Genomic DNA, 17,927 nt, shown 5'->3' with positions numbered 1-17,927 from the left:
AAGAAGGACACGATGATCGAGTGGGCACGCTCACATAGTTCGACATTGGCAGAATTTGATCTTTACGGAACAGGAACCACCGGTGGACGACTTGCACGCGAAGTGGGCCTAAACATGACCTGCCTCAAAAGCGGGCCGCTAGGCGGAGACGCACAAATTGGCGCGATGATTGCAGAGGGACGCCTCGATGCTCTGATCTTTTTCATCGACCCACTCTCGGCCATGCCCCACGACGTCGACGTTAAATCCTTGCTAAGAATTGCAACTCTTTACAACACGATCCTGGCGATCAACGAAGCGACCGCATCTCGCATTATTGCTCAGTTTCACCACGGGTCTTGATCAGAACACCCGTGAGATTTGGGTCAGACCTACGTTCGGCAGATCAGTCAGGACGTGGTCGGAACGGCTCAAGCACTTCGACATCAACGGTCAGGATACGCGCAAACCGTTCAGTCACGTCGTTGGTCACGGCCCAGTTATGCCGCGTCTTCGCCACCAGCTCGCTTCCATCGGGCAAGATGCCGGCCCAATCGAAATCGGCCATCATAGCATAGGTGCCGTCAGCATTTTCCATGACAGAAAATTCGCTGATAACATGCGTGCTGGCGGCCACCTGCGACCCGGGACCTGCAAGCCAGGCTTCAAATCCCGCAAAGTCGGTGATCGCGCCAGACGAGAAGTTAAGCGTAAATCCCTCCGCCAAAATTTCACGAACGGGTTCAGGGTTGCGGGACGGATCTTCGATCAGCGCCAACCAATAATGCACAAGGCTGCGCAGGCGGTTCTCGGCATAGGCATCGACGAATTCATCGGCTGTAGTATCCGAGTTTTGCGCGATTGTAATCTCGGTAAATTTGGGCAGCACACTATCGGTCGGGGCCAGTGCCATTGTGTAGGTCAGGTCAGCCGTCCGAATGCCGCCATCCTCCAGAAGACCCGCGTTAAGGTATGTGATATCTGCGGTCAGGGCCATTGACCCGTCATCATTGATGCTGACCTGAACATCGCGGACGTGGTGTGCATTTTGCCAGCTTTGCGGAAGCTGGCTTACCCTCTGCGCATATTGCTCGTGCCCGTTTGCAACCCCCAAACCCGAGGTCACAACGACGTCTTCGGCAAGGATATCCAGTGCATTGTCGATCCCGCCCTCAGCGCGTTCATAGACCTGATACCAACGGTGATATTGTGCCAGCGCACCGTGTTCCAAATAGCCGTTTTTAATCTGTGTCGGTGTCATGTCATCTGCCAATGCTGTTGTTGCGGTGCTAAATCCGAGGACCGTCGCGAGTGCGAGGGAGGTGAGGGTTTTCTTCATGTCTTACGTCCTTTTGAAGCGTCAGTCGGGCAAGCTGCCAAGGGAAGGTTTCGCTGCGACCGACAGCCAAACACGTTCAAACACCTGTCCAAGCGTTTCTTCGGAAGGGTGTTCACTGGCCGACACGCCCAAGCGGGCCAATTGCATTGCCGGCGCAATCAGCAGCGTCGTAATCGTCGAGACGGGCATATCGACAATCGCGCCCTCATCTTTGCCACGCTGGATCAGTGCTGCGATTTCAAGCTGCATATCCGCTACTTTTCGCGCCTGTTCATTGCTTAGTATCTGCGCCGCGCTTGCATATTCGACGAACATAAAGTCCATCGGATGGGCCGCCACAAATCCGAACAGATCAAACCACATTTTGCGGATCATGGATTTGGCGTCAGGGTCGCCCGCCGAAGACATCATAAGGGTATGAATTTCGGCCTTGATCTGAAGAAAGACCTTCCGAAGCATATCTTCTTTATTCTCGAAGTGCAGGTAGATCGTTCCAGCGGACATGCCAGCGCGTTTGGCGACGGCCCCGACCGAGGTTGCACCGATCCCCTGTTTCGCAACTTCCTCAACAAGTGCGGTGCGTATTTTTGCTTGTGTGGCGTCGGGCGACAGGCGTTCCAAATCGGAACCATTAGAGTAATGAATATTCATTTCTCTTCTGCCTGAGCGCATTGGGGTATGTCAAGGCAGCACCCCGACTTTCGCGCGGGGCCCAATGCCTGACATCTACTTTTCATAAGTCTTGCCCATGCCCGTTTTGCATATGCACCTAAACACGACGGGATACTTGCATAGCCTTCCCTCGTTCATGTGCTCTCAATTTCGTGACTTGCGCAATTTGCCTACCTACCGATAGGTAGACACTCGAAACTCAGGAGAAGATACCCATGAAGATTTACGACATCGAAGGATTTCCAAACCCCGCCCGCGTGCGCATCGCCCTTGCCGAGAAAGGCGTTTCCGATCAGGCGGAGTTCATCGCCGTGGACATTATGGGCGGCGAGCACCGCACCGACGCGTTCAAAGCAAAGAACCCCGATGCGACTGTCCCCTGCCTCGAACTGGACGACGGATCCCACATCGCCCAGTGCAATGCGATTATCGAATATATCGATGGTGCCTATGAAGGCCCGTCCCTGACCGGCACGACACCAAAGCAACGCGCACATATTTCCATGATGAACGCCCGCGCCGAGGCTGGCTTGCTGAACGCCGTCGGGGCCTATTTCCATCACGCGACACCGGGGTTGGGTGCCGAGCTAGAGACAGACCAATGCGCCGAATGGGGAAATAAGCAAAAAGAGGTCGCGGCCTCGACGATGGCTTACCTTGATGGCGTTCTGGCAGACAATGACTATCTTGCAGGTGATAGTTTTTCGTCGGCAGACATAACGGCGTTTGCGGGGCTGGCCTTTGCGGATTTTGCTAAGGTGGATGTTCCGCAATCTTTACGACACCTTCAGGCTTGGCGCGCAAAAGTCGCCGAACGACCGTCCATCGCGGGTTAAACACGCCCCTTCACGACAAGGAATTGAACAATGAACTTGAATGCAGATTTCGACAGCCCCGTAATCGTTCACTCTGACCAGTTAAAGTGGCAGGCCTCGCCCATGAAGGGGGTGGACCGGCGCATGCTGGACCGCATCGGCGGCGAGGTGGCACGCGCCACAACCATCGTCCGATACGCCCCCGGCAGTGCCTTTTCCGCACACACCCACACCGGCGGCGAAGAATTCATCGTGCTGGAAGGCGTGTTTCAGGATGAGCATGGTGATTTCCCTGCCGGCACCTATGTGCGCAATCCGCCCACCACATCCCACACGCCCAGTTCGGCCGAGGGCTGCACGATCTTCGTCAAACTGTGGCAGTTCGATATGGAGGACCGCACACAGTTCCGCAAAACGATGGCGGAAGAACTGGCCGCGCCCGTCGATGGCGTAGCGACGGCGATCCTGCACAAGGACGACCGCGAGGTCATCAGCTACAATCACATTGATGCGGGTGCGGCGCTGACATCCCAAGCGCAGGGCGGCATTGAGGTGCTGGTTATTGACGGCAGCATCACAACCTGCGGCGACATGCTGCACAAGAACGACTGGCTGCGCCTGCCGGATGGGGAAACCCTGTCGGCGGTCGGCGGACCCGAGGGTGCAAAATTGTGGATCAAAACGGGCCACCTGCCCTTTGCAAAGGCGCCGCAGGGGTAAAGGATGCACACCGATACCCTTATCATCGGGGGCGGGCTTGCGGGGCTTTCCCTTGCAAGCCGCCTGACGGATCTCGGCCACAGCTATATCTTGGCCGAGGCCCGCGACCGTCTTGGCGGGCGGATCGCGGCAATCCGGCATGAAGGGGCCACTTTCGATATGGGGCCAGCGTGGTTCTGGCCCGGTCAGCCGCGCATGGCAAAACTGATCCGTGATCTGGGGCTGACGCGCTTTGATCAATACGCCCAAGGCGATTTGATGTTTGAGAATGCGCAGGGGCAGCCCCAACGCGGTCAGGGGTTTTCATCCATGCAGGGGTCCTACCGTCTTGAAGGTGGATTGATCCGTCTGATTGAACGCATGTCCAAGGGCATTCCAGCAAGCAATCTGCATCTATCCTCTACAATCACCGCCCTGACGCAGCATGGCGACACACTCACCGCACAGCTGCACGATGGCCGCACAATTACAGCAACCCGCGCCGTGCTGGCGCTGCCACCCCGTCTCGCCGCGCAGATCACCTATGCCCCCGCTCTGCCCGACACGTCGATGCAAACCATGCACCAGACCGCGACATGGATGGCGGGCCATGCCAAGGCTATTGCCATCTATGACCGGCCCTTCTGGCGCGAAGCCGGATTGTCCGGCGATGCAATGAGCCGCTTTGGCCCCATGGTAGAGATTCACGACGCCTCCCCTGCGCAAGGCGGCCCCTATGCGCTGTTTGGCTTCCTCGGCATTCCGCCACAGGCGCGTCAGGATGAACATGCGCTTGGACAGCAGATACTTTCGCAACTTACCCGCCTTTTCGGCGCGCAAGCCGCGCGCCCTGTGAGCCTTAGTATTAAGGACTGGGCCTTTGATCCATTCACAGCCAATGCACAGGACCAGCAGCCACTCTACGCCCATCCCGACTACGGCCTGCCGACACCGCTCAGCGGATTGTGGGGCGGCAAGCTGATCTTTGGCGGCACCGAAGTCGCGCCGGAATTCGGGGGCTATTTGGAAGGGGCTTTGGAAGCCGCCGAAAATGCGTTAGTGCTGCTGAGCAGACCGGAAAGTTAGGACCGACGTGGCACAAGATACCAGAACAAGCCTCTTGGACATCGCAGAAACAGCCGCCCGCAGTCGCGGGTTTGACGGCTTCAGCTACGGCGATCTGGCCGAGGCCTCGGGCATTCGCAAGGCATCTATCCATTACCACTTTGCCACCAAGGCGATCCTATCTGCTGCGCTGATGGATCGTTATCACGCGTCTATCGAACAGGTCTGCACCGATATAGAGGCAAGGCACCAAAGCGTCGCCGACAGGTTGGCCGCTTTGGTCGCCTTTTACCGCGATGCCTTGGGCGGCGGCGAAACGCTGTGTCTTTGCGTGGCTTTCACTATCAGCCGTGACAGCCTTGCGGATGAGGTGAAAGACAAGATCGTCGCCTTTCGCGCCATGATGACCACATGGATCACGGCCCTGTTTGAGCTGGGCAAACTGGATGGCACAATTTCAGCGATAAGCGCCCCTGAAGCGGAAGCACACGCAACCCTCGCCACGCTCGAAGGAGCACATCTCGCCGCGCACGCAGAGCAAGACCTCGCCGCATTTGACAAGGCGACAAAGCTACTGCTGGCCCGCTGACGTAAGTCACGGCCACACCTGTCGAACAAATAACCGATTTTGTCCTGCTGCCCTGAATAACGCGCGATGGTTGATAATGCTCGGATGGCCGGCAGTTTGGCGATGCTCAGACACCGGCAACTCTCAGCTACGACAAAGGTGACCACATATCTCGAGGGTTTAATTTGATCCACAGGCCACACATTCACGCGATGCAAATGGATCTACAACAGCGGTCAAACATGCTTGGCGGAAGTCATCAATCACAATCGAAATACAGAACTGGCTGCGCCAAACAAACTGAGAAAGGTAAAGTTCATCGATCAACTTTGGCGCAATCTATCTGGAAACTGCTTCGGGAGCTAATGTCATCAACGCGCTTACACCTACTCGGTATACCAACTACTGCAAACTACATCTTACGGAGTGTCCACCAGGATATCTGCAGCAAAGGCACTATGAGTGTCTTCTTTCGGCCAAAACCCGATTGGTTTTCGCAGATGCCGCGAAGGTCGGCTTTCCGCCAATTCTGTTGAAAAACTCTTTGTTGCTGGTGCAGAAAGTGGCGCTTCAAACGGAGCGCGAGCGCCTTTCTTATCAGGCTTTGCCCGTTTGCTGCGATGCAGGAAAGATCTTGGCTAGTTTGCGGAGGTTTTGGGCGGTGGCGGCGAGGAGGAATTCGTCATTTGCGCCGCATGGGCCACGTAATCGCAATAGTCCCAACCCCAGAATGCGTTTGAGGTGTGCGAAGAGCATTTCGACCTTCTTTCGCAACCGCATTGAGATGACGTACTGTTTGGTCTTGGCAATATCACGTGCAACTTGACGGGCATCTACGTGTTCTTCGCGGGTGATAGAGCGGAAGTCCATATTTGGGCAGCATTGGGCTTTTGATGGGCACGCTTGGCAAGTCAGCTTCAACGCGCGGTATTTGGCGACCCCTTTGCCTGTAGGGCCGCGATTGGGATCAGAATAGTTGCGGCGGAACTGTTTGAGTGGCTCACCTTCGGGGCCGATATACTGGTTGTTCTCTGGGTCCCATTCAAAGTCGGTGCGGGACCATGTGCCGTCTGTTCGACCGGCTTTATCCAGCACAGGAATGTGGGGTTTGATGTCGCGATCTACAAGCCATCCCAGCATCGGCGCTGATCCATAGGCGCTGTCTGCAATCAATCGCTCTGGGGCAATGTCATGCCGATCCTTGATCCGATCTAGCATGGTGCGCACTGAACCCACTTCAGCCTGTCGGATAGACCTTGTGCCCTCAACGTCCACGATGACGCTGTGATCGGTGTCGATCAGATAGTTGGTCGAATAACTGAAGAGTGCAGGGCCTTTACGGGCAGCAGTCCACTGGCTTGCGGGATCTGAGTGGGACGTGAACTTGGGTTCCACTTCCGAGGCGGCTCCGAAAGCTGCATCGTCCAAGACGTCGAGGTATTCCTTCACAGCACGTGGCGCATCGTTTGGATCGATGGCACTGCGATCCCATTCTTCCTTCGGTGTGGAGTTCTGTTTGTTCGCATCTGCTTCAATCAGGCTGGCATCTGCGGCAAGGCGCTGCCCGCTCACCAAGCCATCCGCGATGCATCGTGCAACAGTCTTCTCGAACAGGTGGCGCAGCAGTTTGCTTTCCCGAAAGCGCCCGTGTCGGTTCTTGGAAAAGGTTGAATGGTTTGGGATTGGATCAGACAGATCGAGGCGGCAGAACCAGCGATAGGCAAGGTTCAGATGCACCTCTTCGCACAACCGGCGCTCTGACCGGATACCAGAACAATAGCCCACGAGTAGCATGCGGATCAGCAGTTCAGGATCAATCGACGGGCGGCCCGTGTGGCTGTAAAACTCGGCCAAATACTGACGGATGTCACTCAGATCAACGAACCGGTCAATCGACCGCAGTAGATGATCTTGGGGAACATGGTCATCAATCGAGAACTCGTAAAACAACGCGCTTTGTGCCTCTTGCTTTGGTCCTAACATCGTCAATCCCCCTGCGTTCACAGGTAAATTGAATCAGAGGCAGACCTTCAAATCAACAAGCGCTTTTCAACAGAATTCGCCCCATCCTTTGGATGTGTCACCGCGCCCTAGCTTCCAGCTGCCAAGAGCAGCTTTCACCCAGAACGGCACAACCAATCGCCAGCTGATACAATAGTCGGGCATCGTCTCTTTCAGATCCGGTGCCTTTACTTTGTCTCATGCTGTCCATAGGCCGCGCCGATCTGCCCTGCGGGTCACGGTCGCTGGGGCAACGGATCTGCGATCCTGGTCCTTCTATGGCTGTTGGGGGTTCGGCCAAGCCGAACGCCACTGCACAGCGTTAGGGTGAGGGCGCGGCCCTCCCCCTCGGGCAAGTCCATTAGACAGCACCGGGTCCTCGGCTAGCGCCTGCGGGCCGCACCACTGCTGTCGAATAGACCTGCCTCGCCCCCTCCCGCGTTCGCCACGTGGCAAGGTTTCAGAGCAAACGCACTGCGTGCGTTGTCTTGGAAACCTGCAACGATTGAAGGACGCGAGAAACGAGCGATGGCAATCAAATTGAAAGGAAAGGTCACCGATGCACGTCGAAAAAGGCAACTTACCGCGCAAAAAGGCAAGTTATCTCGGTTTTCGACACAGTGTGTCAAAAACACTCCAAAGTTGCCTCTCACATCACCCAATATCAAAGGGTTACAGTAATTCGACGGAACAAAATTGCCTTTTCGCCCAACATAAGTTGCCTTTCGCGGCAGAACCGGTTTTTCGCTGGCGGCACAGTTAACGGCAACAATAGGCCCATTTCATTCAAATTCTGCTGTGCGGCTAATGTCCGCAACTGCATACAGATGCGTTTCGCAAAATCGCCGCACTGTGTATTCAAGACAGGGCGACGAACCACACATCATCGCTCGCAAACCATTTTAACTAGTAGAGAATCTGAATGAGCCATTCCATTTCTAAAGCGCCGCCCACAAAGACCGTTCTGATCCTTGGCGCATATGGGCTCATCGGATGCGGGATAGCAGACCGGAAAACGTGTTCTTCCAACGATTAACTGGGTGTCCGCCGACCTGCGTGCGTTGACCGAAGTCTCTGCTTGGCGCCCGCTGCTAAAGAACGTGGACGCAGTCGTGAACTGCTCTGGCGCTTTGCAAAATGGTCCTCACGATGACCTTGAGGTTGTCCATCATCATGCCGTGGCCGCCATGGCACAAGCTTGCGCTTCAGCCGATGTGGGAGTCATTCAGATTTCGGCGGCAGGTGCTCATTTGCATGCAACAACGTCGTTTCTAACCTCAAAAGCCCGAGGCGATGCGGCCATTCAAGCCGCTGGCGGGGATCATCAGATATTCAGACCCGGACTTGTCTTGGCAAGGCATAGTTATGGCGGCTCAACTATGTTGCGCATGCTGGCGGCTGTTCCCTTAGTTCAACCCATCGCAATGCCTGAGACCAAAATTCAGACTGTCGCTTTGGATGATGTTGCCGAAGCCGTGAGCGTCGCCCTGGCAGGCAATATTCCAAGTGGTTTCGTCGGGGATCTGGTCGAATCTGAAGCCCATTCATTGCGCCAAGTCGTCGCATCGATGCGGCAATGGCTGGGATTTGCGCCTGCCAGACGTGAAATCGTCATTCCGGAAGTCATGACACGATGGGTATCCAAAGTTGCTGATCAATTGGTTCGGCTCGGCTGGCGGTCGCCACTGAGAAGCACCGCACTTAAAGTGCTCGCTGATGGCGTGACTGGAACGCCCGCAGATTTGACAAAATTTGGTGCGGCTCCAGTCAGATCGCTAACACAATCGTTAGAAAGTATGCCCGCACGATCCGAGGATCGATTGTTTGCGCGCATGGCGCTACTGACGCCTATTATCATCACCACGCTCGTTATGTTTTGGTTCTTGTCGGGTGTTATCGGCTTTATCAGCGTAAATGCAGCCGCGGGTGTACTAGAGGATGTTGGATGGTCACGTGGATTTGCGGTTGCCAGCGTGCTTTTCTGGGCTGTGGTCGATATCGCAATCGCTGCGGGGCTTACACATCGACCTACTGCAAAGATGGCGTGTTGGTGCGCTATTGGGGTTAGTGTCTTTTATTTGGCCGCATCTACTTTGTTTGTGCCTGACCTTTGGCTTGATCCGCTGGGTCCAATGGTGAAAGTCTTGCCAAGCATTGCTTTGGCCTTGGTCGCACGCATTGCGTTGGAGACACGATGATTGATTGGATTGACGTCATCCGTTTGCTGCATGTTTTAGGTGCATGCGTTTTGATCGGGACCGGCGCCGGGATCGCATTCTTCATGGTTATGGCCCATCTCACCAAGGATGCTGCAAACATCGCGCATACGGCCGCCATTGTTGTCGTTGCGGATATGTTGTTCACAGCAACGGCTGCGATCGCACAACCCGTTACAGGCATTATTTTAGCGCAGAACCTTGGATGGCCACTTTGGGAAGGCTGGCTTGGAATTTCGCTTGGGCTGTATGTTTTCATCGGGATCTTTTGGATTCCCGTAATCTTTATTCAAGCAAAAATGCGCGACGAGGCCCGCCAGTCGGCGCAATCCGGTTCAACCTTAACGCCGGGCTACATGCGACTTTTCCGAATCTGGTTCGCATGCGGCATTCCGGCCTTCTTGGCAATTATAGCCTTGCTCTGGCTTATGTTGGTGCGGCCTGTGATCGTGTTCTGAAGCAATTCGACTTCGTGGCTTGCTAATCTCCGCGTCTGCACAATTTCTGCATATCTCCTGCACTCCGTCTGCAAACCGTATCGTTAGAAACGGGCGAGCAGCAGATAGGAGATTGAGATGCCGAAACCCTTCACCGTCAACGGACTACCACATTCCATAGCGATGGATGCTTGGTGGCTTGCGTCAGACGCCGATGCATCGCCAACATGCGAACCGCCCAAACGCCAAAAACCTAAATTAGGATCGCCTGTACGGCCACCTTTTGGCAGCGCGGGTCTAATTTTTCTGGTTCTCTTTGGCGATTTTTTATTTTGGGGGTATCGACCAGGTTTTACGTTGGCAGTTTTCGCTTTAGCGGTCTTTGGTGTTTCAGTATTGCAAAGCGGTCACCGGACTGGCCTGTTCAAGCCGACATTTCTCATGTGCCTGTCGGTTTTGCCCGTCGTTGAACATGTTCAGGTTCTGTCGGTTGGCCTGCTCATTGCTGGCTCGATCGTCGCATTGGCTTGGGTGAAAGTGCTTCGCGAAGGCGACGCCAGCTTGATCATCGCCGCAGCAACAAAACTGGCAGCGTGGGTTCCATATGCTGGTGCAGTGGTTTTGATCGGGCGCATTTCAGAACTTCGGCATAGCACCGGATCGGGCTCTATGTCCGCTGTTCCGCGCTTGCATAAGCTCTGGCAGAACTGGGCTTTTCCTATCGGAGGCGCTTTGGTTTTGGGCGGGCTGTTGATGGCTGCAAATCCTGTTTTAGAACAATCTATTGCCAACCTTTTTCAAGCTGATTTGGACCTCATTAGCATAATTAATCGCGTTGTTTTGTGGTGCGGATTGGGGCTGTTGATTTGGCCGTTGATCAACCCGCCCATGCCTTCGGCACCCACCGTGTTGTCTGTTCCAAGTATTAGAACGAACATCGGATTGAATGCGGGTTCCGTCTTACGCGCCTTGGTCATTTTCAACCTGTTTTTAGCGGTGCAGAGCTTACTCGATATCTCCATCTTGTTGGGCGGCACTGCCTTGCCGGATGATATGAGTTACGCGACATACGCCCATCGCGGTGCTTACCCCTTGTTGGTCACTGCAATGCTTGCGGGTTTATTCACCTTCGCGGCTCATCCATTCTTGCGAGAAAACGGGTTAATCAAACCGTTATTGTTGCTGTGGGTTGGACAGAACGTACTGCTTACGTTGTCTGCGGCGTTGCGTCTTGATCTCTACGTCGCGGAATACGGCCTGACATATTTGCGAATTTATGCCTTTATTTGGATGGCGTTAGTCGCGAGCGGACTGATTGTCGTATTGTGGCACGTGCTGCGCGAACGTTCATCGCTCGTGTTGCTCTTCCGCCTTGCAGCCTTGGGTTTAGGGACGCTCTATGTTTGCGCATTTGTGAATTTCGCAAGCATTATTGCTACGCATACTTTGCAGCGGGCAGCTGATCCAACGAACGAAGGGACTGTTGATTGGAGCTACGTTTGTGGTCTTGGACCCACCGCTTCTAAAGCGTTAGTCAATGGCTTGGAGGCCTCTCCCAATATCCAGCCCCCTTCTCGTTTGCAAAGCTGCTTTGGGAAAAGGCATCTCACGAGTAACTGGCGAGATGTTGACTTTCGTTTGCTGCGCACAAATCGCTATTTACCTGCGTCAGTGCTTCGGTAGGATTGTTTAGATGAAAATCTTATTAGTTGATGACGATCCCAGGCTACGCGAATTGGTAAGACTGGCATTGGAACGGGCAACATATACCGTGATCACCGCAAGCGATGGGCAAATCGCCGTGACACAAGCGGCGCGCGAAGCCCCGGATTTAATCGTGCTGGATATTGGCCTGCCCGAGATGGACGGTTTCGAAGTTTGTCGACGCATTCGGTTCACATCCGACGTGCCGATAATTTTTCTAACTGCCCGCGATGACGAAGTTGACAAGGTTCTTGGGCTCGAATTGGGCGCGGACGACTACGTCACAAAACCCTTCAGCCCGCGAGAATTGGTAGCACGGGTCAAGGCCATCCTCAAACGTACCGCAGCAGGCGTACGGGCGGAAACAACGTTAACCTGCGGCCCACTTTCATTGGACGTGTCAGCACATAAATGTCAGATAGGTGCGACAACAATTGCATTGACCGCGACCGAATTTGATCTGTTGGGAATGCTCGCTCGTCGGCCCGCGTCGGTGCAAAGCAGAACCCAGCTAATCCATGCAATTTGGGGCGAACGATCACAAGTTTCAGATCGCACTTTGGACAGTCACCTACGCAATGTCCGATCAAAGCTGGCCAAAGCAGGCTGGCAAGACGCAATTGAAACCGTCCACGGCGTTGGATTCCGAATGAGATCTGATCTGACATGACCCAAAAGTGGCGACCAAGCTTGGCCCTTGTTTTGGGTGGGGCCTTGAGCGGAACATTGGCTTTGTCATTTGCTGGGCTGATCGCTTACCGATACCTAGGCCCAGCCATCGGGTTTCGTGATGCGGCCGTCTTACTGGCATGTGTCATCGCGGCTGCGACAAGTGTGCTTGGCTGGATGTTATGGCGCGTGCTCTTGCGACCAATGACAGATCTTCAACGGTTCGCGACGCAATCACGCAGTGCCCCTGTTGATGACACCATGGCCCCCGTACACTTCGGCACAACCGAGCTGCAAGCAACGGCTGTCAGTGTAATGGAAATGGCGGAGACGTTGCACAATCGCGAAACGACGATCCGCAGCTTTTCGGATCATGTTTCACATGAGATGAAAACGCCGGTTGCAGCCATACGAGCAGCGACAGAGTTACTTCAAGAAGGAGGCGGACTATCGCAAGGCGACTTGCACTTGGTCAATCAGATTGCCGGAGCCAGCACTCAAATGCAGGATCAGCTCCAAGCAATGCAACTCATCGTACGAGCGAGAGAAGTGCGGTATATTGGGTCATCAACATTGAACGATTTGCGCAGCAAACTGGAAGTGGAACATGGTGAAATCGATTTCGACATTATTGGGGGTTCGGTATTACTTCCTTTAGAGCAAACAGGATTGGGCATCGTTTTGGGCCACCTTGTCGCAAATGCTGTCTTGCACGATGCGACTAGAATAGAACTGAAATCCCAGGACCTTTCCGATTACGCAGTTCTTACCGTGACAGACAATGGCACAGGCATATCCCCTGGCAATGTGGATCGCCTCTTTGAACCTTTTTTTACGACTCGGCGTGACCAAGGTGGGACCGGCATGGGACTGTCTATTGTTAAAAATCTACTGCGGGCCCATGGAGCCGACATTCGACATCTACCGACGACCACAGGCGCCACTTTTTGCATTCGTTTTGGCAGGTCAGAATTTAAATGAAATCATGTTTCTGAACTTACCGGCGATTTCCCCTGATACAATACAACTTGCAGATCGGTCATTTGCAAGCTGACAGCCAATGGCGCTTTGTCCTGCGCATAACCAGTTGATACGGGATTCAACAAAAGACAACTCACCTTAGGCCAGCCGTTTATGAGCTGCGCGGCGAACGGCGGGTGAGAGCCCATTTTACCGACTTTCTGCAATGCAGCTAATGTCCATTTACGCCTCGGAGCCTAAAACCTTCAACAACTGCTTTAGATTTGAGCAGCGTGTTGTCAGTCTATCCATTCGCCGTTTACGTTGATAACCTCGCACGGATACCCCAACCGCTTTTGCCAACCGCTATTGCATCTTTCCAAAGCCCGTTCGGTAAGGTCTTCGATTGTCCGGCCACTGCTGCCTGCAGATTGCCACTGCCACGAACCGCTTCTGGATTGGACAAAGACCTTGGGGTCATCCTCTTGGACATACTGGTTGCTGTACGACTCTTTCGCAGACAATGAAATCAAGCCATCTATGCCGCCAGAAAAATCCGGAATTTCGCTGGTTTCTGGACTATCCACCCAAACCTCGTTGATGTTTACGACTTGGCACACTGCAGAGTCGGACCGACGATGTGGCGATGAATTGCAGTATTCAAGTGCCAAGCGGGCTGCGATCTCTGGGGTGGCTATGCCACTACTGTAAGACGAAACGCCGCGTTCATTTATGGCATAGGCTTTGTTGTCCTTTTTGCCTTCATATTCTGAATAATGGCTGTCATCGAGTTGCGGCAAAGGGTCATCCAAGCCGCACTGACGTCCGAAGGTCACGAACTTATCGTAATTTCCAGCCACCTGCTGTCCATCAGAACCGAATGCCTCTTGTAGCACGCATGGCGCGGTGCGGTGGCCCCCATTGGCCGCTTCTTCCAACAGCGCAATCCCACGCGCAGCTTCGTCCTTGCTATCCAAAAGCAAACTACCCAGTAGGAACTTCGCATTGAGACCACTTTCGCCGGCGTCATTTTCAATGATCTGCTGAAAACACTGTTCGCTTTCGATCTGAAAACAATCCGCTGGGTCATCAAAGACCTCGGGCTGGCTTGCAAACAAGGCTTTCAGCGCATCGTTGGGTTCATCTCCGCCACCAAAACCCACACTCATCATGTAGGTTTCCTGCGCAGTCGCATATTCAGCCGCCTGTTCTTGCAACACGCCCAACAGGTACATCGCACGCGATTTTTCCGGGGAATTGTTGGTAACAATATCTGCAAAAAACGTTTCAAGGCATGCAGCGTCTTTGTTGGCAAAACATGCATCGATATCTACATCCTGCGCTAAGGCGTAACCGCCCGACACGGTAATTAGTCCAGAAAGAATGTTAGCCAAACGCACGTACATGCCCATCTCCTATTTGTGGAATGCAACATTTCTTAGCGGACCCATCAAAGTTGTCCATAACCTTGTGGAATCTGGGATTTCACCAGTTTGCATGTATAGCTGGCCATCGTTTAGGTCATTCGTTGGGTCACGCTGTAGAAAAGGCCCTTAGTTATGGGAGAAAAGGACCTTGATGCATTTTCAACCAACGTCTGTTTTGTCCACAGATCGCGAGTTCATTTGCGCTGATATCTTGCAGTCGCAGCGAAGGTTCGGAATGGCCGGCCCCACCGTTGCAGTGGCACAGTGCCGTGAATTGCAGCAACGGGCGGTGCCCGTAGGTCAGATCCTGCTCGTTTGGTCGCATCGTGTCGGGCGGCTAACGGCGGCGGTGAACCCGATCTACCAAATCATCGCGCCTGTCTCTCTAGGTTCATGAGGTTCAAAAGAGTCTCTTGGTCGAGGTCATTCCCGTTGTCGGCCGAGACAACATAGCTGAGAAGATTGACCCGTTCCTGGCTAGGATTTTCCACCACTTCGATACCCTCACCTACATCATACATGTGTCCGTGTTTTTGAAAGTTAGCGCACGCCTTCGCCAATGAGTATGGGCCATTGGGTCCACCCCAGACATGGTCAGCCGAGTCCTCGTTTTGCCCATCGTCTTCCCACCAACAGACGGTACAGATCTCGTAGACTCCGCGTTCTGAAAGAGTCGGAAAATTGCAACATGGGCAAGATAAAAAACGTTGATCCATCCACAATCAATGCCCACAACGATCCAAAAGTTCAACGGCCCAAAACTCCGCATTGTAACGGTTCATGAACGATGTCGCGAACAGCGGTGGTCCCCGAACCTGCCATTCCTGATGTCTGCGGCGAAGGTCTCGAAGGAGCCCTTAGTGCTTGATGCTGCAACGTGCTCGAAGGTCGGCTAACGATTGACCGCTCGCGCCTGTTTTTTGGCGGCGATACGCATCATTCGTTGAAACCGAGGACACTTTAAGTGGCTTGGTTCTGGACACTGAGCAACATGCAAAAGACCCTCACGAACCTGTTGCAGCGTATGTATTTGGCGATCAACCTCATCCGCCTTTGCTCGCAATGCGTCGCGATCAATGGGTGACTTATGATCTGACAATAGGAACGCTGAGATTTCTGACAGAGAGAAACCTGCCGATCTGCCCAATGCCACGAGGGCAAGACGCTGAAAGACACTCGCGTCGAACAGTCGTCGAAGCCCTCTTCGCCCAATTGCGCTGATCAAGGACTTTTCCTCGTAATATCGCAGCGTCGATGCTGGGAGTCCGGTTTGCTGAGAAAGTTCGGCGATATCGATGGTTTTCATACTTGACCTCAAGCTAACTTGAAGTGGCAGAAGTAACGTCTTTCGTCTTTCAACACAAGAAAAGGACACGCTATGGACGTCGTAGACACAGCCATTGCCGCTGTTGTTATTGGTATTGGCGCAACTGCATTCATGGATGCTTTTGCATGGCTTCAACGGTATTTGTTCAAAATACCTAGTCTTAACTATGCACTGGTTGGCAGGTGGATCATCGGACTGCTGACGGGCCAGTTCTTCCACAACACCATTTTGCAGTCTCCTCCACAACGTAATGAACGCGCCATTGGCTGGCTGTTTCACTACAGTATTGGCGTTTTTTTTGTTCTAATGATGCTGTTCATTATTAGGACAGATTGGTATCTCGCCCCTGATCTGCTGAACCCGCTCTTGATCGGAGTGCTAAGTCTTTGTGCACCTTTCTTCGTGATGCAGCCCGCTTTCGGGTTTGGAGTAGCAGCCTCAAAGACCCCATCCCCATGGGTTGCACGACAACGTAGCTTGATCGCCCATTTGTCCTTTGGTGTGGGAATTTACGTGGCCGGGGTGATTTGGCTGCATGTAACATCGTGGTATTGATCAGCAAAACAGACTGTCGAATTCTACCAAAAGCAGCTATCAGGCGTAGCCGCAGCGAAAGCTAACTTCGTCCGCAAAGCAGACCTCAGTGCATCGCGCAGCTAATGCCGGTAGTGACCGTTCGAACGTCGTGCAGGGAGACTTAATAGAGCAACTCACAGGTCGAGGACGAAGCTGGCCTTAGATTTTTTTACTTCACTGACGCAGCTTTAATTTGAATTCGCATCATGGTTCTTGTTGTGGTGCGGCTACTTTTCCCCAATCACGTCATTCGTGGACCCCGCCTCAGTCTTATTCGAGATACCACTGTCGCTACAGCGAAAGTAAAACATCAATTAGTTGCCAAGTTGCTAAATCGCGGCGCTAGCGCGAACAGCGGTTTGGGGCAATTGTTATTGCCATGGTGCGACTTTGAGTGCTGCTAAACCGTCTTTTCTTCGCTCCACAACAATTGAGATCGCTTCACCCGCCTCCAGTGATCCGAAACCTGACGACTTCATAGACTCTTGCCCTACGAAGATATCTTCGGTCGTTCCAAAAACGACTGCGAACCCGTAACCTTTGGACTTCGAGAACCATCTCACGCGCGCCGGTTGAAACGTCAAAGTGGATTGATCAAACTGTTCCACTGGGTGGACCCCATAAACCTCGGTTACCCGAAGACGCCCCGCTTCACCTGATACCTTGCATAGTACGGTTGCCCCTTCACTGATCGATGACCTATTGACCTGAAGAAGAACATTCAAATGCAGTAAGATATCTCCTTGCACGCCGGGCACGCAGATGAATCCGTAACCCTTTATACAATCGAACCACTTAACTGTGCCTTCGACCCGCCCACCGTCTGCAACCTCCATATCGTTTACTATCGTATTCACTGCGCACTCCTTCTCTTTGGTCAGGACTCCGCTCAACTATAAGTGGAGCCAGGGGATTGGGCACATATAGGGCGAACGATGGCAAATGACAGCATATCGGACCGAATATTCAGTTGAGTACTGCTAGGGTTCCGCTCGGAGAGCTTTCAGCATTAACTGCTTTTAGCCACTTTTGAAGATTCCCAGTGTTTAAGACTCCAGCCGAATTCATTCACCAGCTGTTTCCCTCAACGTTCCCAGCTATTTAACAGTGCCTATCCTCAATAGCCCGAACGCAACCTCACTGTATCGTGCCGATTTGCGCAACTTATCTGTGCCTGTACTAAAGGACATCTCCTCACAGTTGATCGGCGCATGTATACGAGCGGTCGTACCGAGTTCGGTATTAGTCTGTCTTGAGTGAATGTTTTTCGGTTACCAGTTCTGTTGCCTTGTTTCTCGAAGTTATGAGTAGCCCGTCATTGGGTTGTAAATCAGTGATATAAAATGGACCTGTCGCGGTTTGATGCCGCTCCTTTGATAGCATTTACTGCAACAAAGGAGATGAACTATGGGACTGAAACGTACGGACGAATTTCGCCAAGATGCGGTGCGGATTGCATTGACCAGTGGGCTA

The 17,927-nt window shown here is 53.3% G+C and carries 18 protein-coding genes; 12 read left to right on the top strand and 6 right to left on the bottom strand.

The window, feature by feature from the left end; all coding sequences use genetic code 11:
- The first annotated feature begins 12 nt into the window (after positions 1–12).
- Positions 13–342, top strand: a complete 330-nt coding sequence (locus MWU61_RS00090; protein ID WP_247125765.1) for a methylglyoxal synthase — start codon at positions 13–15, stop codon at positions 340–342.
- A 43-nt stretch (positions 343–385) separates the two neighbouring features.
- On the opposite strand, the gene MWU61_RS00085 is transcribed toward MWU61_RS00090, so the two are convergent.
- Together MWU61_RS00085 and MWU61_RS00080 are read right to left on the bottom strand one after the other, a co-directional pair.
- The gene (locus MWU61_RS00085; protein ID WP_247125764.1) at positions 386–1,318 is read right to left on the bottom strand and encodes a hypothetical protein; all 933 of its coding nucleotides are present in this window, start codon (positions 1,316–1,318) and stop codon (positions 386–388) included.
- 21 nt (positions 1,319–1,339) lie between these two features.
- Positions 1,340–1,969, bottom strand: coding sequence for a TetR/AcrR family transcriptional regulator (locus MWU61_RS00080; protein ID WP_247125763.1), 630 nt, complete (start codon positions 1,967–1,969; stop codon positions 1,340–1,342).
- Positions 1,970–2,205: 236 nt separating this feature from the next.
- Between MWU61_RS00080 and MWU61_RS00075 the strand changes: the two genes are divergently transcribed.
- The 4 genes from MWU61_RS00075 to MWU61_RS00060 are packed head-to-tail and all read left to right on the top strand — an operon-like array spanning position 2,206 to position 5,158.
- A complete protein-coding gene (locus MWU61_RS00075) occupies positions 2,206–2,826 on the top strand; it encodes a glutathione S-transferase (RefSeq protein WP_247125762.1) in 621 nt (206 codons plus the stop codon).
- Between the two features lie 30 nt (positions 2,827–2,856).
- Positions 2,857–3,525 carry a cupin domain-containing protein gene (locus tag MWU61_RS00070; protein ID WP_247125761.1) on the top strand — a complete coding sequence of 223 codons (669 nt, stop codon included), beginning with the start codon at positions 2,857–2,859 and terminating at the stop codon, positions 3,523–3,525.
- Between the two features lie 3 nt (positions 3,526–3,528).
- Positions 3,529–4,590: an FAD-dependent oxidoreductase gene (locus MWU61_RS00065; RefSeq protein ID WP_247125760.1), complete on the top strand. Its 1,062-nt coding sequence runs from the start codon at positions 3,529–3,531 to the stop codon at positions 4,588–4,590.
- Positions 4,591–4,597: 7 nt separating this feature from the next.
- Positions 4,598–5,158, top strand: coding sequence for a TetR/AcrR family transcriptional regulator (locus MWU61_RS00060; protein WP_247125759.1), 561 nt, complete (start codon positions 4,598–4,600; stop codon positions 5,156–5,158).
- Positions 5,159–5,734: 576 nt separating this feature from the next.
- Here the strand turns inward: MWU61_RS00060 and MWU61_RS00055 are convergent.
- The gene (locus tag MWU61_RS00055; protein ID WP_247125758.1) at positions 5,735–7,120 is read right to left on the bottom strand and encodes an IS1182 family transposase; all 1,386 of its coding nucleotides are present in this window, start codon (positions 7,118–7,120) and stop codon (positions 5,735–5,737) included.
- A gap of 1,058 nt (positions 7,121–8,178) precedes the next feature.
- Here MWU61_RS00055 and MWU61_RS19840 point away from each other — a divergent pair.
- From MWU61_RS19840 to MWU61_RS00030, 5 genes are all read left to right on the top strand, one after another.
- On the top strand, positions 8,179–9,336 hold the full coding sequence (locus MWU61_RS19840; protein WP_247125757.1) for an SDR family oxidoreductase: 1,158 nt from the start codon (positions 8,179–8,181) through the stop codon (positions 9,334–9,336).
- On the top strand, positions 9,333–9,812 hold the full coding sequence (locus tag MWU61_RS00045) for a DUF2269 domain-containing protein (RefSeq protein ID WP_247125756.1): 480 nt from the start codon (positions 9,333–9,335) through the stop codon (positions 9,810–9,812). Before MWU61_RS19840 ends, MWU61_RS00045 begins: the two co-directional genes overlap by 4 nt.
- A 117-nt stretch (positions 9,813–9,929) precedes the next feature.
- Positions 9,930–11,474 (top strand): DUF4173 domain-containing protein, encoded by a 1,545-nt coding sequence (locus MWU61_RS00040; RefSeq protein ID WP_247125755.1) that lies wholly within the window; start codon positions 9,930–9,932, stop codon positions 11,472–11,474.
- 10 nt (positions 11,475–11,484) lie between these two features.
- Positions 11,485–12,165 (top strand): response regulator transcription factor, encoded by a 681-nt coding sequence (locus tag MWU61_RS00035; protein ID WP_247125754.1) that lies wholly within the window; start codon positions 11,485–11,487, stop codon positions 12,163–12,165.
- Between the two features lie 44 nt (positions 12,166–12,209).
- The gene (locus MWU61_RS00030) at positions 12,210–13,145 is read left to right on the top strand and encodes a HAMP domain-containing sensor histidine kinase (protein ID WP_247125753.1); all 936 of its coding nucleotides are present in this window, start codon (positions 12,210–12,212) and stop codon (positions 13,143–13,145) included.
- Between the two features lie 278 nt (positions 13,146–13,423).
- On the opposite strand, the gene MWU61_RS00025 is transcribed toward MWU61_RS00030, so the two are convergent.
- On the bottom strand, positions 13,424–14,530 hold the full coding sequence (locus tag MWU61_RS00025) for a hypothetical protein (RefSeq protein ID WP_247125752.1): 1,107 nt from the start codon (positions 14,528–14,530) through the stop codon (positions 13,424–13,426).
- A 172-nt stretch (positions 14,531–14,702) separates the two neighbouring features.
- On the opposite strand from MWU61_RS00025, the gene MWU61_RS00020 reads away from it, so the two are divergent.
- Entirely contained in the window at positions 14,703–14,948 is a 246-nt protein-coding gene (locus MWU61_RS00020) for a hypothetical protein (RefSeq protein ID WP_247125751.1), read from the top strand.
- A gap of 495 nt (positions 14,949–15,443) precedes the next feature.
- On the opposite strand, the gene MWU61_RS00015 is transcribed toward MWU61_RS00020, so the two are convergent.
- Positions 15,444–15,857 carry a helix-turn-helix domain-containing protein gene (locus MWU61_RS00015; RefSeq protein ID WP_247125750.1) on the bottom strand — a complete coding sequence of 138 codons (414 nt, stop codon included), beginning with the start codon at positions 15,855–15,857 and terminating at the stop codon, positions 15,444–15,446.
- A 72-nt stretch (positions 15,858–15,929) separates the two neighbouring features.
- Between MWU61_RS00015 and MWU61_RS00010 the strand changes: the two genes are divergently transcribed.
- Positions 15,930–16,433: a DUF2938 domain-containing protein gene (locus tag MWU61_RS00010; RefSeq protein ID WP_247125749.1), complete on the top strand. Its 504-nt coding sequence runs from the start codon at positions 15,930–15,932 to the stop codon at positions 16,431–16,433.
- A gap of 392 nt (positions 16,434–16,825) precedes the next feature.
- Here MWU61_RS00010 and MWU61_RS00005 read toward each other — a convergent pair whose 3' ends face one another.
- Positions 16,826–17,311, bottom strand: a complete 486-nt coding sequence (locus tag MWU61_RS00005; protein WP_247125748.1) for a cold shock domain-containing protein — start codon at positions 17,309–17,311, stop codon at positions 16,826–16,828.
- Positions 17,312–17,927 lie beyond the last annotated feature (616 nt).

Source organism: Loktanella sp. F6476L (assembly GCF_023015725.1).
In the GTDB taxonomy this organism is placed as follows: domain Bacteria; phylum Pseudomonadota; class Alphaproteobacteria; order Rhodobacterales; family Rhodobacteraceae; genus Yoonia.
The sequence above is the reverse complement of the archived record's forward strand: the minus strand, read 5'-3'. Positions and strand labels throughout refer to the sequence as shown.

Excerpts from the sequence above, each read along its gene's own strand:
- MWU61_RS00075 (WP_247125762.1), top strand. The coding sequence starts at position 2,206 with ATGAAGATTTACGACATCGAAGGATTTCCAAACCCCGCCCGCGTGCGC.
- MWU61_RS00085 (WP_247125764.1), bottom strand. The coding sequence starts at position 1,318 with ATGAAGAAAACCCTCACCTCCCTCGCACTCGCGACGGTCCTCGGATTT.
- MWU61_RS00020 (WP_247125751.1), top strand. The coding sequence starts at position 14,703 with ATGCATTTTCAACCAACGTCTGTTTTGTCCACAGATCGCGAGTTCATT.
- MWU61_RS00055 (WP_247125758.1), bottom strand. The coding sequence starts at position 7,120 with ATGTTAGGACCAAAGCAAGAGGCACAAAGCGCGTTGTTTTACGAGTTC.
- MWU61_RS00025 (WP_247125752.1), bottom strand. The coding sequence starts at position 14,530 with ATGTACGTGCGTTTGGCTAACATTCTTTCTGGACTAATTACCGTGTCG.
- MWU61_RS00045 (WP_247125756.1), top strand. The coding sequence starts at position 9,333 with ATGATTGATTGGATTGACGTCATCCGTTTGCTGCATGTTTTAGGTGCA.
- MWU61_RS00035 (WP_247125754.1), top strand. The coding sequence starts at position 11,485 with ATGAAAATCTTATTAGTTGATGACGATCCCAGGCTACGCGAATTGGTA.
- MWU61_RS00090 (WP_247125765.1), top strand. The coding sequence starts at position 13 with ATGATCGAGTGGGCACGCTCACATAGTTCGACATTGGCAGAATTTGAT.
- MWU61_RS00015 (WP_247125750.1), bottom strand. The coding sequence starts at position 15,857 with ATGAAAACCATCGATATCGCCGAACTTTCTCAGCAAACCGGACTCCCA.
- MWU61_RS00065 (WP_247125760.1), top strand. The coding sequence starts at position 3,529 with ATGCACACCGATACCCTTATCATCGGGGGCGGGCTTGCGGGGCTTTCC.
- MWU61_RS00040 (WP_247125755.1), top strand. The coding sequence starts at position 9,930 with ATGCCGAAACCCTTCACCGTCAACGGACTACCACATTCCATAGCGATG.
- MWU61_RS00070 (WP_247125761.1), top strand. The coding sequence starts at position 2,857 with ATGAACTTGAATGCAGATTTCGACAGCCCCGTAATCGTTCACTCTGAC.
- MWU61_RS00080 (WP_247125763.1), bottom strand. The coding sequence starts at position 1,969 with ATGAATATTCATTACTCTAATGGTTCCGATTTGGAACGCCTGTCGCCC.
- MWU61_RS00010 (WP_247125749.1), top strand. The coding sequence starts at position 15,930 with ATGGACGTCGTAGACACAGCCATTGCCGCTGTTGTTATTGGTATTGGC.